The following is a 2,447-nucleotide window of genomic DNA, read 5'->3' as shown; positions in this document are numbered from 1 at the left end:
CAGCGGCGCTTTTAACCTACTTATTCCGCTGCAAACCAGTCCTTATTCGCACCCATCGTTCCTGCACCGGCTTTATACGCAGCCACCTGTGCTGAAGGAACTTTTACGCTGTTGTTTTTTAAGCTTGTACAGCCTTTGAACACGTCTTTAAAAGCCTTCACCTCATTACCTTCCTCGTCCTTATACAGCACTGCAGGATTGTAATTGCACTTGAGCGTTGCAGCTGCAAGCTTTGTGCAGCCTTCAAAGCAGTTGTGCATCGTCGTAACCTTTGCCGGTATCTCAGGTGCCTGTGTCAGGCTTGTGCGCTTATTAAATGCGCGCTAGAACTTTACCGCGCCTGCCGCATATTCGCGGCAAACGCGGTACACATACCGATATTCGATGCTTTATTGTGCGGTAACTGTCGTCCAATCGACGGTAAGCTCGGCTTTATATTTTGAGTGCTCATTCGGCTCATTCGACCCGGCCGTACCCTTCCCGTCGGAAAACTGTACACCCATAATACTCGAGTTAAGGTAAAACCACAGATTATAAACGGATGCTTCTTTGCTGACAGGAAACGTCATCGAAGTAACGTAGCGAACGCCTTTAGCAAAATCCGGGTCATCTTCCGGCGGAGTTGCCGTATCGCCTTCGGGGCTTATAGTGTAGTTTATTACATTCTGTTTGACTTCGTTCATATCGTAATAACCCGGATGTGAATTACGCGGATCGATAAAGGTATTTGCCTTTACAGTGAAGACATTTACAAACGATTTTCTGAACTTCGCCGTCATCGTCGCATTGCCGGAGCTGTCAACAGTAACATAAGCATCCTCAAGTATCGATTGATACTCCGGCCCTATATCCGGCTGTCCCGCTCCGAATTCGATTCCGCCCATCGCACTGACAAAGCAGCTCAATTTAACGTCTCCCTTATAGGTTTTATTGGGAACAAAAGCGTCTCCCGTCCATTTAAAACTTACCTTTACTTCTATGTCGGAAGAACCGACTTTCACCGCTGCCGTCGTACTGCCGTCCGTTCCACCGTTTTCAAAAGTCCCGCCGCTAACAGTCCACTTATCGATCACATAGCCTGTCCGCGGTGCGGCCGTAAATTCAACCGTGTTGCCCGCTGTCAGTCGTGCTGCCGATGCAAAGTCTTTACCGTCATGCTTTGCCGTAAGCGTACCGTTTCCATGGACGGCGGCAAAAGTAACGGCAAATTGTTGTTCAAACGTAACTTTAACAGTTACCGGTTCGGTGATTTTTGCGTACGCATTTCCGATACCGTTGTTTTGATTTATCGTAATATTTGTAAAGGTGAGCGGTGTTCCGTCCGCAGTTTTCACGATCGACCAATCTTTTACTTTCCAACCGGCATTATCGGGTTTTGCCGCAAACGTGACTGTCTCACCGTGCTCAACTTTGTCGCCGGTATTGATAAAAGTATCACCTATTTTTGCAAAGAGCAAACCGCCCGCACCGTCAACGTTGAACGTAACGGGATGTTTTATTTTTTCAAACTCAACTTCAACCGTTACAGGTTCGTTGATCAGAGCCTTTGCCGTATTACTGCCGTCAGCGCCCGTGCCGCTTACAAAAGAAAGCGCCGTATTGTCCGCTGTTTTTACGATCGACCAGCTCTTTACCTTCCAGCCGTTTGTGGTATCGGGCGTCGCCGTAAATTCGACTTCTTTTCCGCTCTCAACTTCGTTGCCGCTGTCAATTGCACCGCCGTCCGTAACTTTCGCCGTAATCGTACTTCCACCAGCCTCTCCTTTTACTTTAAATGTCAGCACATACTTTCCGGGAGTTGCAGCTTTAAAACTTACCTTTACTTCTACATTGGAAGAACCGACTTCCACCGTTGCCGTCGTACTGCCGTCCGTTCCACCGCTCTTCAATGTCCCGCCGGTAATTGCCCACTTGTCGACAACATAACCCTCATTCGGTTTTGCTGTAAACGTAACCGTTTTGCCTGTTTCGACTTTCTTACCGCTTGTAACTACGGTATGGCCGGCTTTCGCCTCAAGCGTACCGTTCGCATCAACAGTATTAAAAACAACGGTATAGCTGCTTTGCGGGGTCGGCGTATTGTCGTCCGACGAGCCGTTGCTGCATGCGCTGAACCCGATAAAGACGGCCGCCAAAGCTGCCAACACAAACAATGTTTTTTTCATAAAACACTCCTAAAAAAATATTTTTAAACATATTTATTAATCATTCCATGTTAAAAGCACCGCGCTATTTCAGCGGTGCTTTTAACCTACCGTAAAATTGCCCAGCGAGTAAATCTTCAGATTTAGGAGCCGGGCAATTCGTGCGCGTGCGCGCACACGTATATGAGCGAGTTTTCGAAGAAAACTCGAAGTTAAAAGCGCCGCACTATTTCAGCGGCGCTTTTAACCTACCTTAAAATGCGGCATTGCAGAAAATGTCGATTTTCGAAAATGCCGCATTCG

2 protein-coding genes are annotated in these 2,447 nt (G+C 47.5%); both read right to left on the bottom strand.

Annotated elements, in window-relative coordinates; all coding sequences use genetic code 11:
• Positions 1–20 precede the first annotated feature (20 nt).
• Complete coding sequence (locus HMPREF0860_RS07080) at positions 21–260, bottom strand: hypothetical protein (protein ID WP_021331529.1); 240 nt, start codon at positions 258–260, stop codon at positions 21–23.
• 129 nt (positions 261–389) lie between these two features.
• Positions 390–2,165 (bottom strand): InlB B-repeat-containing protein, encoded by a 1,776-nt coding sequence (locus HMPREF0860_RS07075; RefSeq protein WP_021495623.1) that lies wholly within the window; start codon positions 2,163–2,165, stop codon positions 390–392.
• Between the last annotated feature and the right edge of the window lie 282 nt (positions 2,166–2,447).

The sequence above is a fragment of the Treponema socranskii subsp. socranskii VPI DR56BR1116 = ATCC 35536 genome (assembly GCF_000468115.1).
Lineage (GTDB): Bacteria > Spirochaetota > Spirochaetia > Treponematales > Treponemataceae > Treponema_D > Treponema_D socranskii.
Note: the sequence above shows the minus strand (reverse complement) of the source record. Positions and strands in the feature narration are given on the sequence as shown.

What these genes read in the sequence shown, in the direction of transcription:
- HMPREF0860_RS07080 (WP_021331529.1), bottom strand. Translation starts at nt 260, where the DNA reads ATGCACAACTGCTTTGAAGGCTGCACAAAGCTTGCAGCTGCAACGCTC.
- HMPREF0860_RS07075 (WP_021495623.1), bottom strand. Translation starts at nt 2,165, where the DNA reads ATGAAAAAAACATTGTTTGTGTTGGCAGCTTTGGCGGCCGTCTTTATC.